Annotated in this window: 21 protein-coding genes; 8 read left to right on the top strand and 13 right to left on the bottom strand. The window is 60.4% G+C overall.

The window, feature by feature from the left end; translation table 11 throughout:
• Positions 1-30: 30 nt before the first annotated feature.
• From L6R21_16025 to L6R21_15985, 9 genes are all read right to left on the bottom strand, one after another.
• A complete protein-coding gene (locus L6R21_16025) occupies positions 31-2106 on the bottom strand; it encodes a tetratricopeptide repeat protein (protein MCK6560701.1) in 2076 nt (691 codons plus the stop codon).
• A gap of 9 nt (positions 2107-2115) precedes the next feature.
• A complete protein-coding gene (gene idi, locus L6R21_16020) occupies positions 2116-2670 on the bottom strand; it encodes an isopentenyl-diphosphate Delta-isomerase (protein MCK6560700.1) in 555 nt (184 codons plus the stop codon).
• Complete coding sequence (locus tag L6R21_16015) at positions 2624-3328, bottom strand: hypothetical protein (GenBank protein MCK6560699.1); 705 nt, start codon at positions 3326-3328, stop codon at positions 2624-2626. The genes idi and L6R21_16015 overlap by 47 nt, the downstream gene beginning before the upstream one ends.
• 1 nt (position 3329) lies before the next feature.
• A complete protein-coding gene (locus L6R21_16010) occupies positions 3330-4334 on the bottom strand; it encodes a beta-lactamase family protein (GenBank protein MCK6560698.1) in 1005 nt (334 codons plus the stop codon).
• A gap of 157 nt (positions 4335-4491) precedes the next feature.
• Positions 4492-5334 (bottom strand): pantoate--beta-alanine ligase, encoded by an 843-nt coding sequence (gene panC / locus L6R21_16005; protein ID MCK6560697.1) that lies wholly within the window; start codon positions 5332-5334, stop codon positions 4492-4494.
• The gene (locus L6R21_16000; protein ID MCK6560696.1) at positions 5318-6274 is read right to left on the bottom strand and encodes a 2-dehydropantoate 2-reductase; all 957 of its coding nucleotides are present in this window, start codon (positions 6272-6274) and stop codon (positions 5318-5320) included. Before L6R21_16000 ends, panC begins: the two co-directional genes overlap by 17 nt.
• A 5-nt stretch (positions 6275-6279) precedes the next feature.
• A complete protein-coding gene (gene panB, locus L6R21_15995) occupies positions 6280-7155 on the bottom strand; it encodes a 3-methyl-2-oxobutanoate hydroxymethyltransferase (protein MCK6560695.1) in 876 nt (291 codons plus the stop codon).
• 208 nt (positions 7156-7363) lie between these two features.
• Positions 7364-9817, bottom strand: coding sequence for a GAF domain-containing protein (locus tag L6R21_15990; GenBank protein ID MCK6560694.1), 2454 nt, complete (start codon positions 9815-9817; stop codon positions 7364-7366).
• A 476-nt stretch (positions 9818-10293) separates the two neighbouring features.
• Positions 10294-10953, bottom strand: a complete 660-nt coding sequence (locus tag L6R21_15985; protein MCK6560693.1) for an alpha/beta hydrolase — start codon at positions 10951-10953, stop codon at positions 10294-10296.
• Positions 10954-11829: 876 nt separating this feature from the next.
• Between L6R21_15985 and L6R21_15980 the strand changes: the two genes are divergently transcribed.
• Positions 11830-12453, top strand: a complete 624-nt coding sequence (locus L6R21_15980; protein MCK6560692.1) for a hypothetical protein — start codon at positions 11830-11832, stop codon at positions 12451-12453.
• Between the two features lie 62 nt (positions 12454-12515).
• Here the strand turns inward: L6R21_15980 and mutM are convergent, their stop codons facing one another.
• The 3 genes from mutM to L6R21_15965 all read right to left on the bottom strand — a co-directional run bounded on the left by mutM (position 12516) and on the right by L6R21_15965 (position 16577).
• Positions 12516-13340: a bifunctional DNA-formamidopyrimidine glycosylase/DNA-(apurinic or apyrimidinic site) lyase gene (gene mutM, locus L6R21_15975; GenBank protein MCK6560691.1), complete on the bottom strand. Its 825-nt coding sequence runs from the start codon at positions 13338-13340 to the stop codon at positions 12516-12518.
• Between the two features lie 552 nt (positions 13341-13892).
• Positions 13893-16022, bottom strand: coding sequence for an acetate--CoA ligase family protein (locus tag L6R21_15970; GenBank protein MCK6560690.1), 2130 nt, complete (start codon positions 16020-16022; stop codon positions 13893-13895).
• 87 nt (positions 16023-16109) lie between these two features.
• On the bottom strand, positions 16110-16577 hold the full coding sequence (locus L6R21_15965) for a universal stress protein (protein ID MCK6560689.1): 468 nt from the start codon (positions 16575-16577) through the stop codon (positions 16110-16112).
• A gap of 257 nt (positions 16578-16834) precedes the next feature.
• On the opposite strand from L6R21_15965, the gene L6R21_15960 reads away from it, so the two are divergent.
• The 3 genes from L6R21_15960 to L6R21_15950 are packed head-to-tail and all read left to right on the top strand — an operon-like array spanning position 16835 to position 17706.
• Positions 16835-17107 carry a hypothetical protein gene (locus tag L6R21_15960; protein MCK6560688.1) on the top strand — a complete coding sequence of 91 codons (273 nt, stop codon included), beginning with the start codon at positions 16835-16837 and terminating at the stop codon, positions 17105-17107.
• On the top strand, positions 17104-17520 hold the full coding sequence (locus L6R21_15955) for a DUF6516 family protein (GenBank protein ID MCK6560687.1): 417 nt from the start codon (positions 17104-17106) through the stop codon (positions 17518-17520). The genes L6R21_15960 and L6R21_15955 overlap by 4 nt, the downstream gene beginning before the upstream one ends.
• Positions 17521-17529: 9 nt before the next feature.
• A complete protein-coding gene (locus tag L6R21_15950; GenBank protein ID MCK6560686.1) occupies positions 17530-17706 on the top strand; it encodes a hypothetical protein in 177 nt (58 codons plus the stop codon).
• Positions 17707-17890: 184 nt separating this feature from the next.
• Here the strand turns inward: L6R21_15950 and L6R21_15945 are convergent, their stop codons facing one another.
• A complete protein-coding gene (locus L6R21_15945) occupies positions 17891-19084 on the bottom strand; it encodes an integrase (GenBank protein ID MCK6560685.1) in 1194 nt (397 codons plus the stop codon).
• A gap of 501 nt (positions 19085-19585) precedes the next feature.
• On the opposite strand from L6R21_15945, the gene accB reads away from it, so the two are divergent.
• The 4 genes from accB (at position 19586) to L6R21_15925 (ending at position 23531) form a co-directional block, all read left to right on the top strand.
• Positions 19586-20089: an acetyl-CoA carboxylase biotin carboxyl carrier protein gene (accB, locus tag L6R21_15940; protein ID MCK6560684.1), complete on the top strand. Its 504-nt coding sequence runs from the start codon at positions 19586-19588 to the stop codon at positions 20087-20089.
• Entirely contained in the window at positions 20086-21447 is a 1362-nt protein-coding gene (accC, locus tag L6R21_15935) for an acetyl-CoA carboxylase biotin carboxylase subunit (GenBank protein ID MCK6560683.1), read from the top strand. The genes accB and accC overlap by 4 nt, the downstream gene beginning before the upstream one ends.
• 23 nt (positions 21448-21470) lie before the next feature.
• Complete coding sequence (gene gcvH, locus L6R21_15930) at positions 21471-21848, top strand: glycine cleavage system protein GcvH (protein MCK6560682.1); 378 nt, start codon at positions 21471-21473, stop codon at positions 21846-21848.
• Positions 21849-22475: 627 nt separating this feature from the next.
• Complete coding sequence (locus L6R21_15925) at positions 22476-23531, top strand: PorV/PorQ family protein (protein ID MCK6560681.1); 1056 nt, start codon at positions 22476-22478, stop codon at positions 23529-23531.
• Positions 23532-23754 lie beyond the last annotated feature (223 nt).

The following is a 23754-nucleotide window of genomic DNA, read 5'->3' as shown; positions in this document are numbered from 1 at the left end:
GCAGACCCAAGGCTGGAACGGCGCCGCGGCTCAGCGCGCCGCCAGTTCAGCCAGGAGATTCTGCGCGTTTTGATTGTGAGGTTCGAGGGTGAGCACGCGGTTTACGATCGTCCGGGCCGCCTTGTTCTCGCCCAGATTCCTCAAGCACACGGCCTTGTTCATCAACGCCGGCACGTGGTCGGGCAAGCGCTGCAGGATGGCGTCAAAACAGGCGATTGCCGCGCGCCAGTTCTGTTCGAAGACGTGTGTCGCGCCGGTGTTCAGCCACGCCAGGATCATGTCGGGATTGCGCGCCAGCGCCCGGCGATAGAAGCTGCGCGCCGCTGCAAACTCCCGGCGGTTGTGCGCGATCTGGCCATAATAGTAGAAGGCCTCGGGAAAGGACAGCGAGTCCTGCACGATGACCTGCGCCAAATTGGCGGCGGCGGCATCGAAACTGCCGGAGGCCATTTGCGCCTGCGCCAGTCCGAGATAATTTTCCAGAAAGAGCGGCTGGGCTTGCTGCCCCAGGGCAAAGGCCTGCAGCGCTTCCTCGTGACGCTGCGCCGGCAGCAGCACATTTCCCAGAACGTAATAAGCGCGGCCGTGCTTGGGATTGCGGCGCACCGCTTCCCGCAGTGCGGCTTCCGCGAGCGCAAGCTGGCCTTTGAGAAAATAGGCGCCGCCGAGCGCGTAATCATCTTCACCGTCCTGGCGCTGTGCCTGTTGTCGCTTGGCAGCGGTGAGCAAAGCAATCGCGCTGTCCAAATAGGCCGGCGCGGCAATCATGGTTTGATGAAATTGAAAATAAGCCAGCCCTCGTTGCATGAGTTGCTCCGCGGGCTCGCCGGCCTGCAACATCGGCAGCAGCGGCGGCACCGCGGGCAGGTTGGATCGATTGGCCGCATCGGCGGCAGCCGGCAGTTTGCGAATGTAATGATCGGTGAAATGAACGTGCGGAATGTCGCGCGTGCCGCCGGCTTTCATGTGGCAGCCGACACAATCCTGCGCCGGCGCGGCAGCCATGCCGCACTGCACTTCACCCGGCGAATTGTGGCAGCCGCGGCAGGTGTCGTTGAATTCCTCCCGGCCGGAAACGCGCGGACTTTCGTGCGGATCATGGCAGGTGGTGCAGGTGAGCGTGCCGCTCTTCTGGAAGCACGCGCTCTGGCGCAGCCGGTCAGCCTGCGATGCAATGCCGAATTCGTGCTCACTCTCATGCGCGCCGCCCTGGGCAAACACGGCTTTGAATGCCGTCAGCGGCCGGCCGATCTGCACTTGCTCCGGGGTGACGTGGTCGTGCCACACGCTCAAGCCTTCGAGGTGGCAGCGCTGGCAAATGTCCATCTGCAGGTCGCGACTCAGATTGAGGGGATTGAGCACACCCTCCGTCGAAAAATGGCCTTGCCGCGCGATTGCCACATGCTCACTCGCCGGGCCGTGGCAATTCTCACAGCCGATGCTCAGCGGCACCTGCGCAAAGTGATTCTCGGTTTGCGGCGTGACTGCGGTCGGCGCGTTATGGCAGTTCATGCACGTCGCGCTGATCGGCCGGTCGAAGCGCCAGTTGTTCGCACGATAGCCCGGACTCATGTCCCACAGCTTTCGCAGCGCATAGTAGGTCAGCGGCATTTCAAACAGGTAGCCGTTGCGGTTCTCGATGAAGCTCAAGGTGTGATTGCCGCTGCCGATTTGATAGGCGGCGGGCCGCTCCTGCTCAAAGTGAAGGCGGCCGGCCTCATCCTGCCGGAATTCACGTATGAACAGCCGGCCGCCGGCCATGCGCACGGAATAGGAGAAATCCGACTGCGGCTCATGCACGACACCGGCGGCCGCCACCAGCGGCGCCACCAACGCGGAATCAATGCGGCCAAAGCTGCGACCCATGCCGGTGTGCTTGAAGCCCTGATACAGCTCGAAATGGCATGGCCGGCATGCTTCCGTGCCGGCCCAGGTGGCGGCGCGACCGGGCATCGAGCTGATGTCCTTTGCCGGCGGCTTGCGTTCGCAGGCGGCCAGCAGGCCGCACATCGCCACGGCGGATAATGCGGCACCGGCATGAGCGGCGGGGGCAAGCGTTCTGAGCAATCGGCAGAGGGTGACGTGAAAATTGGGTCTGGCGATCATGGCGGGTTTTCAGGCAATGTCGGCAAATCCCGGCAAGCCGCGCGAACGCACGGCGCGCGGCGCGGCAATGCGAAACCAGACGGTGTAGTTTTCCGGCGAAGTTTGCAGTTCCTGTGCGAGGGCGGGCAGGCTCAGCCAGCGGTGATCCATGACTTCGCGGGGATCGGGCTGGAGTTCGCCGGAATGATCGCCGATGAAAACGTGATCGTATTCGTGCTCGATCAAGCCGTGTTCGAGTTCCGCCCGGTAGATGAATTGAAACGCCGGATGCAGCGGGCATTCAAAGCCCATTTCCTCGCGCAGCCGCCGCCGCGTCGCCCGGGCCAGTGATTCGCCCGGCCGCGGATGGCTGCAGCAGGCGTTGGTCCACAAACCAGCAGAATGATATTTCTGCAGCGCACGGCGTTGCAGCAGCATCTCGCCACTCGCATTGAAGATGAAGATCGAAAAGGCGCGATGCAGCCGGCCTTCACGGTGGGCGATCAGCTTCTCGGCGATGCCGAGCGCGCGATCGTTCTCATCGACCAGAATGACTTGTTCCTGCATGGCTCCCGTCTCGATCATGCGGCGCCGGCGCCGCAACCAGCAGCGCATCCAGGCTCGCGAACAGCGCCTGCAATCTGGTTTTGTTGGCGGCGCCGGCCAGGCTGCAGTGCACGCGGCCCGCTTCGTCAATCACCACCAGCCGGAAAGCATCGCGCTCTTGATTGTAGTGTTGCGTGACGCGGCCGTCCCAATCCAACAACACCGGATAGGCGACACTCGCTTTGATGATGCCGCTCACCAGGCCGCGCGCGAGCACCGGCACCGCCGACAGCATCGCCACGCCGTGAATCTCGATGCGGTCGCGATAGCGCTGGTAAAGCGGCCGCACCCAGCCTTCGATGCGCGCCGTGCCTTTCTGGTCGGCGAAGGTCACCACGCGAATCTTGCTCGCGGGAAACCGGCAACTGCGGGAGATGCCGTGTTGATCCTGCAATTCGAATTCGAGCGCGGCGGGCAGGCGCGCGAGCGAATCCGGCGCCGGTACGGCAGCCGCTTCGCCGAGGTTGGCGGTGACCAATTGTTGTTTCTCCCCGGACTTTTTGTGATTCCTGGTTTCCTCGCCGGAGGTCGCGCCGGCAGAGCCGGTGTGCAACAGGCTCAGGCTCAGCAAAGCCAGCCACAAGGATTTGGCAGGGCGGGATTTTCCAATTGACTGCTGCGGTGAGGCTGCCGGCATGTCATTTTCCAAACAAGAAGATGTCGGTGAGCTGCGTGGCCAACTCTTCGACCTCCGGCTCGGCGCGGTTGGTAAGAATGATCACGCTGAATTTGTCGTCGGGATAGCGTTGGATGACGTTGCGAAAACCGGAGGTGCTGCCGGTGTGCTGCACGCGGCGATGGCCGCGATATTCCTGCAAGCGCCAGCCGAGGCCGTAGTCGAGCGGCCGGCCGTCAGCGAGAACGCCGGGCGTGAACGCCTGCTGCAAAGTGGCGGCACTGACCAGTCTCTCGGTGTAGAGCGCCTGATCCCATTTGAACAGATCTTCGATGGAGGAATAGATGCCGCCGTCGCCGAGCACGGCACTGGTCAGGCTCTGGTCCTTGAGAACGAACGCGCCGTTTTCCTCGCGATAACCCAGGGCGCGATGCTTGACGCTCGACACCCCATTTTCGAAGGCCACGGTGTTGTTCATGCCCAGCGGCGCAAAGATGTTGGCGCGCAGGAATTCGGCGAAGCGCATGCCGGTGACTCGTTCGACCACCATCGCCAGCACGGCATAGCCGGAATTGCTGTAGCGATACTGCGTGCCCGGCGGAAAGTAAGTCGAGTCCTGCGCCTGCATGAGCGCGAGTACCTTGCGGTCGAGCACCTGCACCGTGGCGGTGTCGGGCAGGAGATCTTCGTAGTCGATCAAGCCGGAGGTGTGCTGCAGCAGATGACGAATGGTCACAGCGCGGCCGTATTCCGGAAAATCCGGAAAGAGGCCGGCGAGCGTGCGCTCGTAGTCCAGTTTGCCGCGTTCGACCAGCATCATGATGCTCATGGCGGTGAATTGCTTCGTCACCGAGGCCAGCCGGAAATTGGTGGCAGGCAGCACCGGCAATTTCTCCGCAAGATTGGCGAGACCGTAAGCCCGCACTAAAACCGGCTTGCCGTTGTGAATGACCATCACCGCGGCGCCGGGCGCTGCCGGCTGAGCATAGGCCTTGAACAAAACTTCCGTTTGCGAGATTCTTTCCATGCTACATCCCAGCAATAGAACCAAAGCAGGCACGGCAGCGCGCCAGGCAATTTGAAGCGACATGGGTTTCACGTTTGCGTCCGGCCTTTCCGGCTTGGTTGAATGACGATCAAAGTTTGTCTCAAGACGTTCATGCACCTCGCCAAGCAACAGCGTGTTAATCTGCCGCCACCTGCAGATTGTCAATCAATCTGGTCTTGCCGAAAAAGACTGCCAGCGAGAGCAGCGCCGGGCCGCTGATGGTTTCAAGCTCTGCCAAAGTCATGGGGTCGGCCACGCTCACATAATCCACCCGCGCGAGTTTCTCCGTCGCGATGGTGTCGCGCAGCAATTGCCGCAACGCTTCGGCCCGGCGTTCGCCGGCGCGCCAGGCCTCCTGCGCCGCGGTGAGCGCGCGCGCGAGCACCGGGGCGGCGCGGCGTTCTTCCGGCGAGAGATAGGCATTGCGCGAGCTCATGGCCAGGCCATCCGCTTCCCGCACGGTCGGGCACACGATGACTTCCAGATTGAAATTGAGATCTTGCGCCATCCGGCGCACCACCACGGTTTGTTGCGCATCTTTCTGGCCGAAATAGGCGCGCGCCGGCTGGACAATGTTGAACAGCTTCGCCACCACCGTAGCCACGCCCTGAAAATGCGTGGGCCGTGAACTTCCCTCCAATGGCTGCGCGACGTGCTGCACGGTGACGACCGTTTGAAATCCGGCAGGATACATCTCCGCTTCGCCCGGCGTAAGCACGAGATCAGCCGGCACCCCCGCAAGCAGGTCAAGATCGCGCGCGAGTGCGCGCGGGTACGTGCTCAAGTCTTCACGCGGGCCGAACTGCATAGGATTGACGAAAATGCTGACCGCGACTCTGTCGTTCTCGGCGCGGGCGCGCCGCACGAGCGCGAGATGGCCTTCATGCAAGTAGCCCATGGTGGGCACGAAGCCCCAGCGCAAAGGCGGATTTTCCCAGCGCACCGCGCGCACGCGGGCAATTTCAGAGGTGACGATCATGTTCTCTCAAGCGAACCAGTGCGCCAATGTCGATTTGTTGTGCGCCGGTGCGCAGCAAGCGCAGCAGCAGGGCATTGACCGGCGTGGCCAGGCCGGCGGGCGCGCCGCAGGCCACGATCATGCCGGTAATCGCCTCGACTTCCGTGGGCGCGCCGCGCAGCACATCCTGCAGCATCGAAGATTGATTGCCGGCCGTGGCCCGCGCCACTGCCAGCGCCTGCGCGCCGGCTTCGGCAGGATCGAGCGCCACGCCTTGCGTGCGCGCCACACGCGCAGCCTCGGCCACGGCTTCCAGCATCAGGCCGCGCGCCGGCTCGTTTTCCACCAGATAGCCGTTGGGCTGGCGCAACAACGCGGTCAGCGGATTGATGCCGGCGCTGATAACGAGCTTGCTCCACAGCACACGGTTGACCTCCGCGATGACCTGCACCTCCATCTGCGCATGCTCGAAGAGCTGCAGCAATCGTTCAAACGCGGGCGTCCACGCCGCCGGCCGCGCCAGATATGTCGGGCCCTCGCCGGCATGGCGCACCACGCCCGGACGCACCAGCGTGGCGCCTTGAGCAGTGCTGCCCAAGATCACCCGGCGCGGCGACAGCACCGCCTGCAGGATTTCCGCGTGACCCAGCCCGTTTTGCAGCGTTACCGCCAATCCCTCCGCCGAAAGAATCTGCTCCGCCAGGGCCGCCGCCTGCCCGGTCTTGTAACTCTTCACCAAAACGAAAGCCAGGTCGACACGGCCGACTTCGCGCACTTCATTGGCAATGCGCACGCGTTGCAAACTGGCGCGCTGGTGCCGGTCGATCAACGTCAAGCCGTCGCGGCGCACGGCCTGCACTTGCTCCGGCCAGTCGCCGCACATGACCAAATCGCACTGCGAATGAAACCGCGCCGCGAACAGGCTGCCCAATGCGCCGATGCCGATGACTGCAACCCGCATCGCTGCTACTGCGCTTCCGCGTTGTTGATCATTTCCTCCAACCTGGCCATCTCGGCCGGCGGCATTTGATACGTGTGCTCGGCGCCGGGAAAGCTGCGGTTGCTCACCTCCTCGCGGTAGCGCAGCAGCGCGGCGCGAATGAGGTTGCCGGCTTGCGCGTAGCGTTTGACGAAACGCGGCTGCCAGCCTTCGAACAAGCCGAGCAGATCGTGATAGACCAGCACCTGGCCGTCACAGTCCGCGCCCGCGCCGATGCCAATCGCCGGGATCTCCAGCCGCGCAGTGATCAACGCGGCCAGCGGGGCGGGAATCGCTTCGAGCACGATGGCGAAACAGCCGGCATCCTGCAGAATGAGCGCATCCTGCAGCAGCTCGAAGGCGCTTTCCGCGGTTTTTCCCTGCACGCGATAGCCGCCGAATTTGGACAGCGATTGCGGCGTCAGGCCGATGTGCCCCATCACCGGAATGCCGGCGGCCACGATGGCTTTGACCGCGGGCGCCATCTCCAGACCGCCTTCGAGCTTGACCGCCTCCATCAGGCCGTCCTTCAGGAAGCGCGCGGCATTGCGCACCGCTTCCGCCGGCGAGGCTTCATAGGAGCCGAACGGCATGTCGCCGATCTTGAAGGCGCGGCGCGCGCCGCGTGCCACCGCCCGGCAATGGTGCAGCATCTCGGTCATGGTCACGGCCACGGTGCTGTCGTAGCCCAACATCACCATACCGAGCGAATCGCCCACCAGAATGACCTCCACGCCCGCTTGATCGACCAGCAGCGCCGAGGTGTAGTCATAGGCGGTCAGCATCACGATTTTCTCGCCGCGCGTTTTTTTCTCGTGCAGATCGAGAATCGTGACCTTGGCTTGTGGATTTTGCGCAGACATGCTTGGCCTTCCCGGCTGAAGTAAACCGGCCCGCCGGTTGCCGCGGTCCGGTTTCCGGCGCGACGCCCGGGCAAAAAAAATCTCCAGTGGCGAAAAGCTGCCAACGCCTGACGCAGGCGCCTGTAACCGCCGGCAGCTTCCAACCATTGGAGAACATGCGCGCCAACAGAACGTGGCGCCGAAAAAGTAGAAAGATCGCCCAGTAAAGTCAAGCGCCGATTTCCACCTCGCCTGCCGGTGCCTCGGCAGCGGGCTGGGGTTGCTCTGCGGCCGGCGCAGGCGACAGGGCCGGCGCCAACCGCACCTGCACGCGCAGCGCGCGCAAGCCGTGCAAGCCCTCGAGATCCTCCAAATCAGACTCTTCCACCGCGCCGGTCACTTCGCCGATGGTATGCAGATAGTCGAGGTATTCGCGATACTCGGCCGCTTCGCGCGGCTGGGTGTAGATGATCGCAAGCCGCCCCGGTTGCGTCAGCCGCTCGCGCGTGCCCCGGATCAAGGCCTTGTCGATGCGCTTCTTCATGATGGCATAACGCACGTTGTAGGCGCCGTCCACGTCGAACTTCTTTTCATCGTAACGAAAGCGGATGGCCAGCGGCGCGTTTTGCACCAGAATGAGATGGGCCATCTCCAGCGGCACGTTGAGCTTCGGCTTTTCGGCTTCGGCCAGGCGCGCCACGCCGCACATGAGCAGAAGCTGCCACAGGCGGATGTTCTTGAGATAGAGCGGATCGAAGCCGCCCTTCTCCACCAAAGACGCGCCCAGGTAGAGGCCGTGGTCAACGCCGTCGCTTTTGTATTTTTCGAAGTAATGCGGAAAGATGGCTTGCGCCTTTTCCTGCTGGGCCTCGATGAAGCTGCAGATGATTTCATTGAGCTGGGTGATGCTGCCTTCGAAATCCCGGCGCTGGCGATAGACGAAGCCAAGGCCGGGATCGAGCGCCGCGCGATACGCCGCGATGCGTTCGCCCACCGCCGCGGAGAACTCCTGCAACGGCTCGAAACAGGGCTCGATCTCGTGGCGGAGGAACTCGAGCATGCTCAGTTCCTCGCCCGAGTTCATGCCGCGGGCGATTCTTTCCAATTGCTGATCCAGGCGATTCTCGAGTTGCGCCAGAAACGGCAACGGCCGCTCGGCGCGCGCGGCGCCGATGGCCTGGCGCGCAAGCTGCAGTTGTTCGGTCAAATCGGCGCGGATGGCCTCCTGGCGCCGGCGCGTCGAGCCGCGCACGTCGGAGAGGCCATAGAGCGGATACACCTCATTGAAAACGATCGGCTCCATTTCCTCCGGCAAACCGGCCTGGCGGTTTTGCAGATATTCGAGCGCCGCCGCGCGAAAGCGCCACTCCACCGCGGGATGAATGGCAGTGCAGTTCTCCTTGATGACGGCTTCGACGCGATCGTTAAGCTCATCCAGACTGCGCTTGACGGCAACGGCAAAAAGCGGAAACACCTCGTGCAGCTTGAAGGCATTCATGGCATTGATGTCGCCGGGCTGCGCAGAGCCCAGCTCGAACAAGCCGACGAGCTTGTCTTCATACTGCAGCGGGGCGACGAAGATGTTCCGGATCCCCTGCTGCCGGAGGGCGCGCTCGACGCCGGTCGCCGCCGGGTAGGCCTCGAGATTCTCGACGATCACGATTTCATCGTGCTGCAGGGCATGATCGTAAAGCGAGCCGGCAAAGGTGGCGCTCTGCTGCCGGCAAGCGTCGTGCAGAATGAAACTCTCGCCGATCTTGCGGCCGTGTTCGCGCAACATGCTGGGCGCCCCCGGAATCCCGGCCAGGCCGAGTTGCAAACCCGGACGCCGCAGCAGCGCACGCAGCTTTTCCTGGACACGCTGCAGACGCGCCGGCTCCACCAACGCGTTCTTTTCGAGTAGGTCATTCTTGAGCGAAGACAACAATTGCTGATCGGTCACGTCGCTGGCGGTAAAAACCGCAAAGCCATGAAACTCGAAGCACGCCGGCGGAATCAATTCATACCATGCCTCCAGCACCGTGGGATTGGCGAGCAGCTTGCGGATTTCCTCCGCCGACAGCGGCGCCGGCTCGCCGACTTTTTTGATTTCCACGAAGCGCAGATCGAGGTTGATCTGATAGTAGCGCGCCAAGCCGGTTTTAGGATCGGACGTGGTGAACACCAGCGGATGCTCAAACTGGGTTTCGACGTCGTAGAATCGCCGCAGAATGTGGGAATAGGCGTTGAGGATGCGGCCGAGCATCAGCGGCGCCGGTTCGATGTTCAAGCCGCGATTGAAGCCGCCGTTTTCGCTGAAGAGGTTGAGCAGCTTGATCGCCGGCGTCAGGTGAAAGGGCCTGGCCTCGAAGGGCACGGCCGCCGCGGCGGGCATGGTTTCCCAATAGGCATGCGGAAAGACGATGCTGAAAAGCTGCTCCACCAGCGCTTTGTGCCTGGCAATCGCCTCCAATTCCACCGCGGACTGAATCAGCGCCGGCGCTTTCAACAATTCCGCCAGCATTTGCCGGGCAGCGGCGGACTTGACCGGATTGGCGTCAGCGGCGTATTGGCGCCACAGATCGATGAGCGGTTTGAGACTGAGAAAGGATTGGAATGGGAAGGCGGGTGCCTCCTCCACATTCGCCGCGCTCCGGCTGGCGAAGGTGACTTGCCCATTGCCCTGCGGGTGATCGAGATTCATGATGCCGTCTCCATTTTGACGACCGTCCTGTAACGGCGGCGGTTGATACTACAACGTTAAGTCCAAACGTTTTCTCCAGAAGGCCAGCTTGGCCCCGACGGGGTCGCGTGTGATAGCCCACGGGCAGCGCCCTGGGAACCGATAAAATCAATCGCACATAGCCCGAGGGGCGGCATTCCAGACCTTGTTCCATGGCGCCCCATGGGGCTTGGCGATATCTCATGATTACCGATTTTCCAGGGCGTTGCCCTTCGCTTTTGCATTGCGCCCCTTGGGGCTATTTGTCTGTGCTATAGAATTCAACTTGGCGTCGAAGTATTGAGCATGCGATTCAAAAAAAACGCTGTACCAGTCGGCGCTGCGCCAGGCTTTTCACAGCGTCGATTCTGAAGCCCCTCTGAGAAAATCGCCAACGGATGAGAAAACCAACCGCTGCGGGCGGATCGCGCGGGAGAGCATGCCGGCTCTGCTCGCGGTCAAGCCGGCAGCAGAAGGGCCTGCATCATCGCCCGCACCAACCCGATCTCGTCCTGGTTTACGGTGTGGTCCATGTTGGGATATAGGCGCATTGTGACCGCGGCGCCGAGCGCTGTAAGAATTTTCTCACTTTTTTCGACGCGGCTGCGGGGAATGTGAAAATCCATTTCGCCACAACCGAGGAAGATCGGCGTGCCGGCAAAATCGCCGTGATCGTGGCGCGGGTCATCGTCAGCGCCGATCAGGCCGCCACTCAGCCCCACCACGCCGCCATAACGCCGGGCATGGCGCGCCGCGTATTCCAATGCCAGACAGGCGCCCTGCGAAAAACCCAGCAGCAGCGTGCGGGTTGCGGGAATGCCGGCGGCAGCCACCATCACAAAGGTGTCAGCCACCGCAGCCAGCGCCGAGGAAAGCCAGGGCTCGTTGCTCGCCAGCGGCGCGAGAAAGCGATTGGGATACCAAGTGTATGCCGCGGCTTGCGGGGCAAGATAGGCGAAATCCGGATGCTGAAACTCCTCAGCCAGGAGGAGAATGCTTTCCGCAGTGGCACCGCGGCCATGCAGCATGATCATGGCGGCATGGGCGCGCGCGAGCGGCGCGCCCAGCGTGCGCACCGGCTGGCCCTGATGCGGGCCGGAGACGTTGTCGGCCATCATTTCCTTTCCGTTTTGAATCCGCGGATGATCGAATGAATACGAAATATATGATCTTCTGGAACCATCGGTGTTGTGATATTTCTGGCGCGCAAATACGACAACGTTAAGTCAAATTCTAGTGCGCAGACAAATAGCCCCAATGGGGGCGAAATGTAGCAGCGAAGGGCAACGCCCTGGGAGATCGGTAATCATGAGATATCACCAAGCCCCATGCGGGGCGCCAGAGAGGAATGCCGCCCCTGCAGGGCTATGCGCAACAGATTTTATCGATTCCCAGGGCGTCGCCCGTGGGCTATTACATGCGACCCCGTTGGGATCAAGCTGGCCTTCTGTAACGATGAGGGTGTATGCTTGACGTTGTAGTGCTAATGAACTGGCGAACCGGTGCCGGAATTACAGCATCGTTCGACCGGGGGCGCCTCGCAAAATTGTATTTCAATTACCTCCACGGAGATTGCAGCCACCGCCGGCCATGCATTTGAGATGCGAAAATAAAGGGTTTCACGGCACCTTGTTCGTGGCATCTTTTCTGCTGTCGCTTGCACGCGGCATGTGCACCTCTCAAACGATCACCTTGCCAGGACCCCACTCCCCCAAAATCATCGTGGGCCGCTTGCATACCTCCGGCACCTCGCTTTGCACGAGGCCGCTCACACATTCAAACACCGGGTGCGCCGTTTTCATTGCCAGCCAAACAACTTCAGGACGAAAGGACAAACCGTGAGAAGAATTCTACCGCAAGCAGCGTGGCTGCCGGCCCTGGGCCTGCTCCTCATGCTGCGCAGCGCCGACGCTCAGGAATCGGGAGCGTCAGTGACAATGCCCCCGCAGTCTGCAGTCCTCAGCGCGAGGCGGCCGGATGCAGGCGGCCTGCCCGTGGCAATTCAACCGGTCACATTGACGAACGAAATCGCAGCAAGTTACGGCAGCGAGCGCGCGACCGTTGCGGCGGCACATGCGGGGCTGCTTGCCGCGGCATCATGGCGTCAATCCACTGCCGCTTCAGCAACGGAATCCCAGCCGGCGATTTCGCCTGCGGGCCCCGCGCCAGCGCCCGTCGCTCCGGCGCAGCCTCTGCGCCAGAGGGAGATTGAGGCGCAGGATGATCTGAGCCTGTTGCCGGCGCGCAATGTGTTGCATCAGACGGTGATCGCCCTGTTGACCGTCGTGATTCTCCTCACCGGCGCCACCTATTCCAGCACGTTTCGCCTGCGCCTGTTCATCTGGCAGGGCGACTATGCGCGGGCGGCAAAAGTCTGCGAACGCAAACTCAAGCGCCGGCCCGAGGATTTCAAACTCTACCTCACGCTGGCCAACATCTATTCGGCGCTGGATCGCCAGGATGAGCGGGCGATCGACGTGTACCGCAAGGCGCTGCGCTTCGATCCGGCGACTCGCAATCACGGCAAGATGACTTCGATCATTGCGCGCTATTGCCGCCACGAAGGGGAGATGGATTCGGAATTCTGGAAGGTTCTCGGCGGCGCGCTCAGCGCGTGAAGTGAAATCACACGCCCGCAGGCGCGGCCGCGCCGTGCCTGCGGGTCGATTGGCTCCCGCCTTCACTCTTGGCAGCGCGGACAGAAGAACGAGCTGCGTCCCACGTGCACCATCCGCTTGATGGTCGCGCCGCAAGTCAGGCAGGCTTCGCCGGCGCGGCTGTACACTTTCAAATGCTGCTGGAAGTAGCCCACCTCGCCATTGCTGTTGTAGAAATCACTGAGCGTTGTGCCACCGTTGGCGATGGCAAGTTCGAGGGTTGCCCGCACCGCCGCCGCCAGCCGGCGCCAGTCTTCCAGCTTCAGCTTGCCGGTGGGCCGCTGCGGCCGGATGCCGGCGCGAAACAGGGCTTCATTCGCATAGATGTTGCCGACTCCCACGATCTTGTTCGCATCCATCAAATAGTTTTTGATCGGCCGCGCCAGCCCGCGCGTTTGTTGATGCAGCAGCTCGGGCTGGAATTGCGGCGAGAGCGGCTCGAGGCCGAGATGCTGCAAATGCGCGCAGCCGGCGAGCTTGCCCGGAGCCACCGCCTCCACCAAACCAAAACGCCGCGGGTCGCGAAAACGCAGTTCCTTGCCGTCATCCAGAATGAAACGCAGATGATCGTGCTTGTCCAGCCTGCGCGCGGCCGGACACCACAACACGCGGCCGCTCATGCCGAGGTGAATGATCAGGTGCGCCTCATTCTGCATGCGGCACAGGAGGTATTTCGCGCGGCGCGTGACCTCCACCACCCGCTGACCGGCGATCCAACGGCGCAAGCGGCCGGGTGACACCGGCACGCGCAGCCGAGTTTCGCGAACCTTCACCGCAGTGATTTTCTTGTTGATCAACGCGGCCTGCAAACCGCGCCGCACGGTTTCGACTTCAGGAAGCTCAGGCATGAACTGGACTCAACATTTCCCTCATCAAACACCAGTCCGGGAGATTTTTTTTGCCGGATGATCAGGACGAACAGAATCTGGACTTCAACCACTCAAGCCCATCGATCCTGCCGAAAAGACGCGCCGAATTCTCAGCGCACTCCACGGCTCAAAGGAAATCGTCAACGGATTGAAAACAATCCAGCAGATGAAAAAACTCTTTATCAGTTGGCTGTTTCCATCCGCTGAAGAGACTTTCTTATTTCTCAAGCCGCGATTTCGTTTCAAGAACTGACTACAACGTCAAGTATACACTCTCATCGTCATAGAAGGCCAGCTTGACCCCGACGGGGTCGCATGTCATCGCCCACGGGCAGCGGCCGGGGAACTGATACGATTGGTCACATTTAGACCTGAGGGGCGGTATGCCTGACGTGGTTCTATGGCGCCTCGAAGGGCATGGTGATTTTTCCTGATTACAGCTTTCTTTCCAAGGGCATTGCCCTGCGCTGCTACCTTTCGCCCCTTGGGGCTATGTGTCGGTGCAATAGAATTCGACCCGACGTTGTAGTACTAATCCAGCTTGATTCGCATTCGCACATCGACGGCCGCGCATTTTTCCGCCTCCGGGAATGCCAGAAACGGGTTGATATCCATTTCGGCAAGCTCGGGAAAATCCTCGGCGAGTTGCGACAGCCGCAGCAAAACCTCGGAAAGCCGGGCGAAGGCCACCGGCGCCTCGCCGCGCACGCCCTGCAGAATCGCCGCGCCGCGAATGCCCTGCACCATCGCCTGCGCATCTTCCACACTCAACGGCACCGCGCGCAGAATGATATCCTTCAACGCTTCGACATAGATGCCGCCCAGGCCAAAGGCCAGCACCGCGCCGAAGTTCGGCACGGCATGAATGCCGAACAGCACCTCGCGGCCGCCGGTCAACATGCGCTGCACCAAAAACCGCGTCTGCTCTTTGGCCAGGCCGAGTGCGCTCACCTGGGCCTGCAAGTCGAGAAACGCCGCGGCCAATTCGTCGCGCGTGCGCAAGTTCAGGCGCACGCCCTTCACTTCGGTTTTGTGCAGCACTTCGCTGCTGGAGAGTTTCAAAACCACGGGGTAGCCGAGCTGCAAAGCGGCCTGCTGCACCGCCTCCCAATCGCGGCAGGGCGCCACGCCCGCTGCCGGAATGCCATAGGCCTGCAGCACGCGAAACGCCTCGCTGTCGTGCAGATGCTCGCGCCGCTCACGGCGCGCCTGCTGCACAATTTCCTGCACCGCGGCTTGCTTCACCGGAAAACGCGGCGCCACCGTGACCGGACTGCGGCGCCAGCTCGCGTAGCGCGCCATGGCCGCCAGGCAGCGCACCGCGGATTCCGGAAACGGAAACGCGGGAATGCGATTGCGCTTCAGCTCGGCGAATCCCGTGGCCACGCCGCGCATGCCCATCAGGCAGCCCACCACCGGCTTGTTGAAGCTGCCCGCCACCTGCGCAATGCCGCGCGTGACTTCGAACACACCCGTTACCAGCGGCGGCACAAAAATGACGAGGGCGGCATCCACTTCTTCCTCACGCAATACCTGTTCGAGCGCAAAGGTGAAATCCTGCTCGCCGGCCGCCGGCAACAAATCAACGGGATTGCGCACGCTGGCTTCGGGCAGCAATTTCTCGCGCAGCCTGGCCTGGGTGGCCGCGCTCAAGCTGGCGAGGCGCAAGCCGAGGTTCTCGCAGGCATCGGTGGCCATGATCGCCGGGCCGCCGGCGTTGGTGATGATGGCGACGCGGTTGCCCGCCGGCAGCGGCTGATTGGCCAGCCCCATGGCAAAGTCGAACATCTCTTCGATGGAATTGGCGCGCAACACGCAGCATTGCGCAAACAGCGCGTCAAAGGCGGCATCGGAGCCGGTGATCGCGCCGGTGTGGGAGCTGACCGCGCGCGCGCCGCTTTCCGTGCGGCCCGCCTTCACCACGACGATGGGCTTGGTGCGCGTCACTTCGCGCGCGAGCTGCACGAACTTGCTCGGCCGGCCAAAGCTTTCCAGGTACATCAAGATGACATTGATGGAATCGTCGTCCCGCCAATATTCCAGCAAATCATTGCCGCTGATGTCGGCTTTGTTGCCGATGGAGGCGAACATCGACACGCCGAGATTCAGGCTGGCGGCGTAGTCGAGAATGGTCACGCCCAGCGCCCCGCTTTGCGAGGCAAAGGCAATGTTGCCGCGCTCGGGATAGGTTCCGGCAAAGGTCGCGTCCAGGCGAATGCCGGGATCGGTGCAGATCACGCCCATGCAGTTGGGGCCGATCATGCGCATGCCGTAACGCCGCACAATGGTGAGCAACTCCTGCTCCTGCGCTGCGCCTTCGGGCCCGATTTCCTTGAAACCGGCGGTGATCACGATCAAGCCCTTCACGCCCTTTTCGCCGCAGTGCCGGGCCGCGGCCAACACTTCGGGCCGCGGCACCACGATCACCGCCAAATCCACCGGGCCCGGAACTTCATGCAAGGAAGGATAAGCTTTCACGCCGCCGACGTATTCCGCGCGCGGATGCACGGGATAAACCGGGCCGTTGAAATCCGCGCGCAGGAGCTTGTCGAACAAAGCGCGCCCGATCGAGTCGAGGCGCCGCGAGGCGCCGATCACCGCCACCGAGCGCGGTTTGAAGATGCCGTCGAGCGTGCGAGGAATGTCGGGAGTCATTGACATGATTGGCCGTACCGTTCTGATCCGTTCAGAGAACCAAATCATCAGGGGCAAGACGGGAGGCCGGCCGGCGCGGAGGCCGGCCGCGGCTCATTCTTCATCGATCACTGCCACCGGGCAGGGCGCGCGCGCCATTAAGTCCGACACCGCCGAGCCGAAGAGAAAGCGCGAGAGGCGCGAGCGTTTGCGGCGGGTGACGATGATCCGGTCGATTTTTTCGCTGGCGAGCAAAGCCAGCGCTTCTTCCACCCAGTTGCCGCGGCGAATAAAGGAGCGCACGCGAATGCCCTTGGCTTGGGCCGCGTCTTCCACTTCGCGAATTTTCTCTTGCGCTTGCTCGAGGTATTCCTGATGCAGGGCAGCGAGAAACTGTTCGGAGGGCTTGCCGCCGATCCAGCCTTCTTCGGTGAGCTTGCGTGAGACGATGCGGGGAATTTCCGCGTCGAGCACGAACAGCACCACCAACTCGGCTTTGCGCTCGGCGGCAATCTGCAGGGCCAGCTCGATGCAGCGCGGCGAGCGGCGCAGGAAGGACAGCAGCAGCATGATCTTGTACACGGTGGCAATTCCTTTCCCGGGCGATCACATTTCAACCGCACGCGGCCTTCTCAATTGACAGGGCAAACGGGCGAGAAAAGTAGTCCGCCGGGAAGTCAAAAGCAAGCGGTTTGCCGGCGGTAGGGCGCGCTGATGCTGGAGCAATGCCAGGCATTTCAGAGAAGAAGACAGAATCGTCGAAGACGGGGAATAAACAATTGCTTGCCTTGTCTCCGTGAGATTCGTATTTTGCTTCATCCAAATGATGGAGGCACATCATGAGCTTGCAGGAAATCTTGGCCGATATTCATGCGCTGGAGGAGGAGCTGCTGCGATTCGAGCGCAAATACGGCATTCGCTCGGAAACGCTTTACGCTGCGTATCAAAGCGGCGAAGAGCCGGAGGAGGAAGCCTGGGTTCTCGATTTTGGCGAGTGGGCCAGCATTTACCGTACCTGGCTGGCGCGCCAAGCCGAATATCGCAACGAAGTGCAAAGGCTGCAACGACAAGCGCCGAGTTTGGCGGGGCTGATTCGGGTGGCAGCAGCATGAACGATCCGTTTCGCACACTTGAAGATTACGAGCTTTTTTTATACACGCTTGCCGAAAATTACCCTGCCGTGCGGAATTCAAACGTTACCCTTATTCGTCAGGGCTCAACGCTTGCGCGCGTGACCGGAGAGTTGCATTTCGATAACGATATCCGACTGGTGATTCGTGAACGAGTTGTGTATCAGCGTCTTCCCATAGCTATCGACTGGTACGGTTATGAAGTTTGGCAGGGCGAGCACAAACTCTATTGGTATGATTCGCAGCCACACCCCAACGATTCCACGCTGCAAAGCACGCATCCCCATCATAAGCATATTCCACCTGACATAAAGCATCATCGTATTCCCGCGCCGGCGATGAGTTTTGAGCAACCAAATTTGCCTGCTCTGATCAAAGAGATCGAAACTCTGTGATCATTTGACGTGTTGGTCGAACGCATGCTCGGCCTGCACCAACAACTCGCCGCCGTCAAAATCGGCCACGACAAAACCGCCCTGCAGCGCCAAATCGAGGCCACCGACAAACAAATCGACCAAGTTGTTTATGAATTGTACGGCCTCAGCGAAGAAGAAATCAAAATCGTGGAAGGCGGGGAGTAGACACCTGTTATCCGGTGTGAGGCGAGTGTAGAACGGAGAGCGGCGCGGAGATCCTGCGAAGTGGGGGCGCAGCCCCGGGTACCTTGCGAGACTCATCCGTTGCGCCGTCTGCAACGAACCGCCTTCCCCCGTTGCCTCAAAATTAAATGTTACCCAAATTTGTGAGAACTGGGGTGATTTTGATTTATTGTTCTTTTGCTGTTGTCTTTTGGTGAACGACAGTGAAAATGCTTTTGATCTTTGTTTTCATCTGCTCTTGTAAGTGAAACGGGTTGGAGAGTTGGTATTGTGCTTGGAGCCGTCCTTTGGTCTTTTTGTTGATTTCGGTTGCGCCGAGTACCCGCGCGAGTGGGGTTTTCGGAGCATCATGTTTTTTGATGATTTTTGATCCTTTCCGTGTTTTCTCCAGGAGTTTGACCGAGGGGATGAAGAAGTTTAAGAATAAACGCCATTCGTGGCAATAGAGATCATTCAGCAACGCGGTAATTTCGGGCTGATCAAAGCGTGCATAACCGAGGTATTGTCGGATCTGAGTCCAGTTTTTTTCTTCGATATGGGCATTATCGTTTTTGTGATACGGTCGAGAGCGGGTCAGCGACACAGGATTTTTGCGCTGCGTGAAATATTTGAGCAGGTGATGATTTAAGAACTCCGAGCCATTGTCACAATCAAAGCCTCGGATGGGAAAAGGCAAGGTTGCTTCGATGCTTTGAAGTGCCGCCAGCACATCGCGTTCGCCTTTACCCCAGACCGCGCGTTGCTCGGTCCAGCCGGTGGCGATATCGACGATATTCACAGTAAAAACAAACATTCCTGCCGTGGTGGAGCCGCAATGGGCCACGGTGTCGGCCTCCAAGAATCCCGGCCGGGTTTCATCCCATTGATTGGTTTTGATGGGGATGTGCTTCTTCAGCAGTGAACCCGGTTTGGTGGTGGCCAAACCCAAGCGCTGGTACTTTGGGCGTTGCGGTGCTAAGAGTCGGTCGATCGTCGCCGGCGAAATGCTCGTCAAAAGCGCTAAAACGCCTTTGGAGAGCCGAATGCCGAAGTGTTGGACATAAGCTGGCACCCAGAGCGATAAAGCGGCGTGCAGGCGTTTGGCGCACGGCAAATTCATCGCGCGCCAGATGCGCATCAACACCTCCAGCACTTCAGGGTGATTATATTTGGCGGGCCGCCCGACATGGTTGTGACGCCGCCGACTTTGAACACCACTGCGTGAACGAAGCGCTTGATTGAGCCGTCGAATGGCATGTTTCCGATGAAAACCACAAATCTGACAAAACTCATCGAGCAGGGCTTTTTTGGTGTTGCGACCGGCACGGCGATAGCGCTCCAGGATAGCCTGCACGTACTCGTGAATTGACTTCTTGCTCATAGTATGGCTCCACGATTGGGTAACACATATTATGAGGCAACGACGCCATTTCAAAAAACCTTCGGTAACAATATTTATGAGCCAATGCGGCCTGCCGCCACCAAGATTTCTATTTGACTTTCAGAAAAGTTCGGTTATATTTTGCGCCTGTTTTGTAAGAGGGATCGCGAGGCGAATGTGACACGGGTGTCGCTGCCTGCTTTGCATTTGGGAGTGCCTTGCCGCGCAGCACACCACGCTTCCTCTGGCGCAGGCCAGGGCGCACCAATTGCGTTTTTGCCGGAATCGGTCTCATCGCGACCCGGGCTTGCCGAGGGCGGGTGCAGGCCTCATCTTCAACCAATGATCGGGCTGGAAAAACTCATGAACGTGCAAAAAAAATCTGCCAAGAAAGCATCATCAGACCGGAATAGCCTGCCGGCCGGACGCAAGTTGCCCGACGGCGCTGCGAGCGAGGAAGAGAATGGCTTAACCGCCACATCGAAATCATCTGGAGGCGGTATGAATTTGGATGAAATCAGAGAACTGGTGAAGATCGTTGAAACCAGCGGCATCGTGGACTTGGAAGTCACCCAGCGCGGCAGCAAGGTTCGGATTTCAAAGTATCCCGGCAATGCGCATGCGCCCCTGCCCATGGCTGCCGGCCACTTCTTCGTGCCGGATCAATCCCTGCGGCAGCCCGTGCCGGCTCCTGGTGCCCTCTCGCCGGCAGCAGGGCAGGAGCCGCCAGCCGGCAGCACGCCGGCACCCGCCAGCCAGAAGAACCTCATCGAGATCAAATCACCGATGGTGGGCACCTTCTACCGCTCGCCCGCGCCTGATGCCGAGCCTTATGTCAACACCGGCGACACCATCTCCAAGGGCCACGTCTTGTGCATTATCGAAGCGATGAAACTCATGAATGAGATCGAGGCGGAGTTTGCCTGCCGCATCGTCGAGATTTTCGTGGAAAACGGTCAGCCGGTCGAGTACAACCAACCTCTTTTCCGGGTCGAAAAACTTTGAAAAAAGTTCTGATCGCGAATCGCGGCGAGATTGCGCTCCGCATCATCCGTGCCTGCAAGGAACTGAGCATCAAGACGGTGGCGGTGTATTCCGAAGCAGACGCAGACTCGCTGCACGTGCGCTTTGCCGATGAGGCCGTTTGCATCGGCGCCGGACCCAGCAAGGAAAGCTACCTCAATATTCCGCGCCTGATCAGCGCCGCGGAGGTGACCAACGCGGACGCGATTCACCCCGGCTATGGCTTCCTCGCCGAAAACGCCCACTTTGCCGAAATCTGTGCCTCCTGCAACATTCGCTTCATCGGCCCAACCCCCGAAATGATCAACGCCATGGGCGACAAGGCGCTGGCCAAGGAAACCATGCGCCGGGCGGGCGTGCCGACCATTCCGGGCAGCGACGGCATTCTGCCCAATGCCGAAGCAGCGCTGGCCTTTGCGGAGGAGTTTGGTTATCCCATCATCGTCAAAGCCTCCGCCGGCGGCGGCGGGCGCGGCATGCGCGTGGTGCGCGAAAAAAGCGAGCTGGCGCGCTCCTTCGACCAGGCGCAGTCGGAGGCCGGCGCGGCCTTCGGCAACCCCGCGGTCTATGTGGAAAAGTATTTCGAGCAGCCGCGTCACATCGAGATCCAGCTCATCGGCGATTCCCACGGCAATGTGGTGGCGCTGGGCGAACGCGAATGCTCCATTCAGCGCAAGCATCAGAAACTCATCGAAGAAGCGCCCTCGCCCGCGCTTACCGAGGAATTGCGCCAGCAAATGTGCGAGGCGGCGGTGCGCGGGGCCAAGAGTGTCAATTATGAGAATGCCGGCACCATCGAGTTTCTGTTCGACAACGGCAAGTTCTACTTCATGGAAATGAACACGCGCATCCAGGTCGAGCATCCGGTGACGGAATCGGTGTTCGGCCTCGATTTGGTCAAGGAGCAGATTCGAGTGGCGCGCGGGGAAAAAATCGACAATCTCAACCCCAATTTCAAAATGCGCGGCCACGCGATTGAGTGCCGCATCAACGCGGAGGACCCGGACAAGGAATTTCGCCCGTCCCCGGGGCGCATCGTCACCTGGCACGTGCCCGGCGGCATCGGCATCCGCGTCGACACCCATGCCTATGCCGGCTACATGATCCCGCCGTTCTATGATTCCCTGATCGCCAAGTTGATCGCCCATGGCAAATCGCGCGCGGAGGCCATCGAGCGCATGGAGCGCGCCCTGGAAGAATTCGTCGTCGAAGGCATTGCCACCACCATTCCCTTCCATCAAAAAGTCATGGCAGACGCCGTTTTTCAATCCGGCAGCCTCAATGTCAAGTTCGTGGAAAACTTCTTTAGCCGCACGGCGGCGACTGCCAAGTCCAAATAATCTCATCCGGCGAGGAGCAACCCATGGCTATCCCAACGAATCTACTCTACACCAAAGAGCATGAGTGGGTCAAGATCGAAGGTGAAGTCGCCACCATTGGAATTACCGACTATGCGCAGGGCCAGTTGGGCGACATCGTTTACGTTGAGTTGCCGGCCGTGGGCGCCACGACCACGCAGATGCAGCCCTTCGGCACCGTCGAGGCGGTCAAGGCAGTTTCGGACTTGTTTGCCCCGCTCAGCGGCACCGTGCTGGAGGTCAATCCCGCCCTGACGGAAAAGCCGGAGCTGATCAATCAAGACTGCTACGGCGAGGGTTGGATGATCAAATTGAAAACTTCCAACCCCGGGGAGCGTCAGGCTCTGCTCGCGGCCTCGGACTATGAGAAACTGATCGCCTGAAGCGAGAGGGCAGGGCCACCAGCCCCGCCTCATGCCCACGCCCCCGGATTCCAGCAGTGGAGGGGCATGCCGGTCTGCCACCCGCGCTGGCCAAGCGGCATCGTCCTGACCCCGATTCCCCTGTCTCTGCAGCCGCGCCGCAGTGCAGGTATAGACTCGTGATTTGCCAGGGGGGAAAGCGGGCCCGCATGGCGCAGGCTGCCGTGCCTGGCCAAACCAGGCCGCCGGCAGAGGGCAATGCGGCCGCTGCCGCCACCAAAAAAGCCCTTGACAATCACTGCCCAAATTTCTACTTTTGCGCCGTTCAGAAATCGAAACAACTCATTACCTGACCTGTTCAATTTCTTGGAGCCAGCCTATTCGACGTTCGCTACGGGATTCAATGAAGGAATTTGCAGTCTTCTCATTTGAAACAAGCGTAGTTGAATCCCGACGAAGCGAGTGTTCGGTGGCGGCTGATTGGAACCGAAACGCTGGGTGCCTGACTTCTAGCCGAATCGCAGAATGGGCGGCGAATAAGTCAGCAAAGACACCCTGAGGGCTGCGTCGTGACGCCCGCGTTTTCGGTTTTTTTGTTTATAGAATTTGCCAAACCAGTTTCATCTTCCAAGTCAGGAGATTTTGATTATGAAAAAGACGATCATGCTTTTCAGCCTGTGTGCCTTGCTGCTTCCCGGGTCACTCGCTTTGGCGCAGGGGCCGGGCAGCAGCGGTGTCTTGTTTCTGTTGATTGCGCCGGGAGCGCGCGCCGCCGGCATGGGCGAATCTTTCGTTTCGATCGCCGATGATGCCACTGCCACGTACTGGAATCCGGCGGGCTTGGCTTTTCAGGAGAAATCCCAGCTCGCGCTGATGCATTCCAACTGGCTGCCGGAGCTCGCGAGTGATTTGTATTATGACTATGCCACCGTCGTGCGCCCAATGGGAAATGTCGGCACTGCCGGCCTGTCGCTCACGTTCATCAACCTGGGCACCCAAATTATCACCGGTGAAACCAGCCCCGACCCGCTGGGTGAATTCAGCAGCTATGAGCTGGCACTGGCGGGCTCCTACGGCACCAAGCTTTCAGCCAATAGTGCCGCCGGTGTGACGCTGAAATTCATCTACAGCAACCTGGCGCCGCGCGGCGCCGGCGCGGAGCAGGGCGATGGCCGCGCCACGGCATTTGCGGTCGATCTGGGCTACCTGCATCGCAATCTTTTCTTCGACCGCTTCAACTTCGGCGTGAACCTGACCAATGTCGGGCCGAAGATCAGCTACATCGATGCCGCGCAAGCGGACCCGCTGCCCACCAACCTGCGCCTGGGTTTCAGCTATCATCTGATCAAGCAGGAATTCAACAGCCTGACGATTGCCACCGAATTCGACCGCCTGCTGGTGGCGCCCAATCCGGAGGGCGGCGCTGATCCCGTGTTCAAAGCCCTGGTCACGGCCTGGACCGACGAGCCGCTCAAGGATGAGTTGAAGCACATCATCTACAATGTCGGCGCGGAGTATTGGTACAACAACTTCGTCGCCTTGCGCACCGGGTATCATTATGACCGAGTCGGTCGCGTGAAATATGTTTCGTTCGGTGCGGGCTTGAAATACTCCAGTTTGGGTCTGGACTTCGGTTACATCTCCGCCGGTGAAGGCCACCCGTTGAGCAACACCATGCGCATCTCGCTCGGCATTGGCCTGTAAAACCGCGGGGAGCGTGGAATCGTTGGATTGATGGAAGGTCGGCGCGGTTGGGAATTGCGGCGTTGCCGGTTGACTGCCCTGACGTTCCATCACTCCAGCGATGCCAGAATCCATCAATGCTCTTCTCTCGCCTGTGAACTTTGACCGCCCGTTCGAATCACCTATGCCAAATCGCCTGTTCGGATCCGCTCTGTCGGTTTTGCTGTTGTTACCCTGGTTGAGT

The sequence above is a fragment of the bacterium genome, from assembly GCA_023150945.1.
In the GTDB taxonomy this organism is placed as follows: domain Bacteria; phylum Zhuqueibacterota; class Zhuqueibacteria; order Zhuqueibacterales; family Zhuqueibacteraceae; genus Coneutiohabitans.
The sequence above is the reverse complement of the archived record's forward strand: the minus strand, read 5'-3'. Positions and strand labels throughout refer to the sequence as shown.

Excerpts from the sequence above, each read along its gene's own strand:
- L6R21_16025 (MCK6560701.1), bottom strand. The coding sequence starts at position 2,106 with ATGATCGCCAGACCCAATTTTCACGTCACCCTCTGCCGATTGCTCAGA.
- L6R21_15960 (MCK6560688.1), top strand. The coding sequence starts at position 16,835 with ATGAGCTTGCAGGAAATCTTGGCCGATATTCATGCGCTGGAGGAGGAG.
- mutM (MCK6560691.1), bottom strand. The coding sequence starts at position 13,340 with ATGCCTGAGCTTCCTGAAGTCGAAACCGTGCGGCGCGGTTTGCAGGCC.
- accB (MCK6560684.1), top strand. The coding sequence starts at position 19,586 with ATGAATTTGGATGAAATCAGAGAACTGGTGAAGATCGTTGAAACCAGC.
- L6R21_15990 (MCK6560694.1), bottom strand. The coding sequence starts at position 9,817 with ATGAATCTCGATCACCCGCAGGGCAATGGGCAAGTCACCTTCGCCAGC.
- L6R21_15970 (MCK6560690.1), bottom strand. The coding sequence starts at position 16,022 with ATGTCAATGACTCCCGACATTCCTCGCACGCTCGACGGCATCTTCAAA.
- L6R21_15985 (MCK6560693.1), bottom strand. The coding sequence starts at position 10,953 with ATGATGGCCGACAACGTCTCCGGCCCGCATCAGGGCCAGCCGGTGCGC.
- L6R21_15925 (MCK6560681.1), top strand. The coding sequence starts at position 22,476 with ATGAAAAAGACGATCATGCTTTTCAGCCTGTGTGCCTTGCTGCTTCCC.
- L6R21_16010 (MCK6560698.1), bottom strand. The coding sequence starts at position 4,334 with ATGGAAAGAATCTCGCAAACGGAAGTTTTGTTCAAGGCCTATGCTCAG.
- idi (MCK6560700.1), bottom strand. The coding sequence starts at position 2,670 with ATGATCGAGACGGGAGCCATGCAGGAACAAGTCATTCTGGTCGATGAG.
- L6R21_16000 (MCK6560696.1), bottom strand. The coding sequence starts at position 6,274 with ATGCGGGTTGCAGTCATCGGCATCGGCGCATTGGGCAGCCTGTTCGCG.
- L6R21_15945 (MCK6560685.1), bottom strand. The coding sequence starts at position 19,084 with ATGAGCAAGAAGTCAATTCACGAGTACGTGCAGGCTATCCTGGAGCGC.
- gcvH (MCK6560682.1), top strand. The coding sequence starts at position 21,471 with ATGGCTATCCCAACGAATCTACTCTACACCAAAGAGCATGAGTGGGTC.
- L6R21_16015 (MCK6560699.1), bottom strand. The coding sequence starts at position 3,328 with ATGCCGGCAGCCTCACCGCAGCAGTCAATTGGAAAATCCCGCCCTGCC.
- panC (MCK6560697.1), bottom strand. The coding sequence starts at position 5,334 with ATGATCGTCACCTCTGAAATTGCCCGCGTGCGCGCGGTGCGCTGGGAA.
- L6R21_15955 (MCK6560687.1), top strand. The coding sequence starts at position 17,104 with ATGAACGATCCGTTTCGCACACTTGAAGATTACGAGCTTTTTTTATAC.
- panB (MCK6560695.1), bottom strand. The coding sequence starts at position 7,155 with ATGTCTGCGCAAAATCCACAAGCCAAGGTCACGATTCTCGATCTGCAC.